At 65.6% G+C, this 2422-nt stretch carries 2 protein-coding genes; both read right to left on the bottom strand.

The features are described 5' to 3' along the window. Positions 1-38 precede the first annotated feature (38 nt). Positions 39-989 carry a tripartite tricarboxylate transporter substrate binding protein gene (locus Q7U29_RS19370; RefSeq protein WP_304744006.1) on the bottom strand — a complete coding sequence of 317 codons (951 nt, stop codon included), beginning with the start codon at positions 987-989 and terminating at the stop codon, positions 39-41. Positions 990-1014: 25 nt separating this feature from the next. Further along, positions 1015-2244 (bottom strand): CaiB/BaiF CoA-transferase family protein, encoded by a 1230-nt coding sequence (locus Q7U29_RS19365; RefSeq protein WP_304744004.1) that lies wholly within the window; start codon positions 2242-2244, stop codon positions 1015-1017. Positions 2245-2422: the final 178 nt, after the last annotated feature.

Here is a 2422-nt window from a genome sequence, read left to right as displayed (position 1 = left end):
CCGATAGCAGGATTGAGATTGCCAAGGTGGAATATTCCCTACTCGATCCGCAGGCCCGAGGCCTTGACGACCGCGCTCCAGCGCGCGTCCTCGCTGTCGTGAAAGGCGCTGAACGCCGCCGGTCCCTCGTCGCGCGGGATGGCGCCGAGACCGGTGAACTTCGCGACGATCTCGGGCGACTGGATGATCCTGTTGATCGCGGCCCCCAGACGTTCGACCCGCGCCTTCGGCGTCGCGGCGGGTACGACAATGCCTAGCCAGGCCGAGAGGTCGACTTCCGCAAAGCCCTGCTCGGCCACGGTCGGGGTATCGGGGAAGGCCGCGACCCGTTTGCCGTAGGCGCTGGCGATCAGCCGCATCTTGTCGCCGCGGATGAACGGTTCGGTGACGGCGACGGTGTCCATGGCAACGCCGACGATCCCGGTCATCAGGTCGGTCATCGCGGGCACGCTGCCGCGATAGGGCACATGCAGGATGGTGATGCCGGCGCGCTGCTTGAACACTTCCATGCCGAGATGCGACAGCGTGCCGTTGCCCGATGAGGGATGCGCGAGTTTTTCCGGGTTGGCCTTGGCATAGGCGATCAGTTCGGCGACGGTCTTCACCGGCAGCTCCGGATTGACCACCAGCAACATCGGCAGATCGGCGACCAGCGCCACCGGCGCGAAATCCCTTCGCGTGTTGTAGCCGACGGATTTATACAGATGCGGATTGACCACCAGCGAGGCCAGCGGCGCCAGCACCAGGGTATGGCCGTCGGCGGGCGACTGGGCCAATGAGGCGAGCACAATGCTGCCGCCCTGGCCCGGCCGGTTTTCCACGATCACGGTTTCGCCCAGTTCCGGACCCAGCCGCTCGGCCAACAGGCGCGCCACCAGATCGGTCGCCTGCCCCGGCGGGAAGCCGACCAGAATGCGCGTGAGATCGGCAGATCGCGCGCCGGTCATGCTCAAGACCAGCGCCGTGACAACCACCAGCAAGCCCCGCATCTCGTCTCCTCCCTCGATTTTTGTTCTAGATCGTTCCGGCGGCGCGCAGCCGTCCGATCTCCTGAGCCGTCAATCCCAACGCGCCATAGGTCTCGTCATTGTGCTGGCCGAGCGCCGGACCGGCGCGGCGCACCGAAACCGGGGTTTCCGAGAAACGCGGCACCACGCATTGCATCCTGACATCGCCGAGTTCGGCGTCGGCCACGCTGACGATGGTTTGGCGCGCGATGAAGTGCGGATCGGCAAAGATATCGGCCGCGTCGTAGATCGGCGAGAAACCGACTTCATGCGCGTGCAGGCGGCTGCGCAGATCGTCCAACGTCAGGCGGGAGATGGCTTCGCGCACGATGGCGTCGATCGCCTGCCAGTTTTTCACCCGTGCGGGATTATCGACAAAGCGCGGATCGCCGAGCAGATCCCGCAGGTCGAGCGCTGCGCAGAATCGTTCGAAGATGCTTTGCGTCGATGCCGCGATCGAGGCCCACTTGCCGTCCGAGGTCGCGTAGATATTGCCGGGCGCGGCGTACTGGCTGCGGTTGCCGCTCTGCGTCCGCACCGTGCCGAGCTGGTCATATTCGATGGCGAGGAAATCCAGCGTGCGCATCATCGCCTCGGTGACCGAGCAATCGATCTCCTGGCCGCGCAGCGAAGGATCGCTCTTCAGCCGATAGAGGTCGGCGAGCACGCCGATCGCGCCGAACAGGCCACCGACCGCATCCGAGATCGGATAGCCGAGATGCAGCGGCGTGCCGCCCTCCTCGCCGCACATCCGGGTAAAGCCGCTCATCGCCTCGAACACGCGGGCGAAACCGGGGGTGTTGCGATAGGGCCCGGTCTGGCCGAACCCGGTGACGCGCAGGATGGTCAGCCGCGGGTTGATCGCCTGCAGCCAGTCCCGGGTGATGCCCCATTCGTCCAGCGTCCCGGTGCGAAAATTCTCGACCAGCACGTCATGCTCCGCAGCGAGGCGGCCGAGCAGTTCCTTGCCGTCCGGCTTGCGCAGATCGAGGGTGATGCCCTTCTTGTTGCGGTTGGTGACCTTCCACCACAGCGGCACGCCGTCCTTGTGCGGCGCCAGCCGGCGCAGCGCATCGCCGATCCCGGGCATTTCCACTTTCAGCACTTCGGCGCCGAGGTCGCCGAGCAGGGCGGACGCGAACGGGCCGGCGACGACCGTGGAGATGTCGAGCACCCGCAATCCCGTCAAGGGACCGGTCGGAGCAGGCGTGGGAGCGCTGGTGGGGGAAGCTGCCATTCACGGAGCCTAGCCGCCGCCTCCGTCATGCGGTATGGTCACATCAGATAAATCAGAATTGCCAAAAACACATTTCGCAAATCGATGGATATCAAACAGCTCAAAACCTTCGTCGACGTCGCGGCCAACGGCAGCTACGCCCGGACGGCGGCGATCACGGCGAGCGCGCAGTCGGCGC

The organism is Bradyrhizobium sp. (genome assembly GCF_030654605.1).
Lineage (GTDB): Bacteria > Pseudomonadota > Alphaproteobacteria > Rhizobiales > Xanthobacteraceae > Bradyrhizobium.
This window is presented reverse-complemented; position numbering and strand designations above follow the sequence as displayed.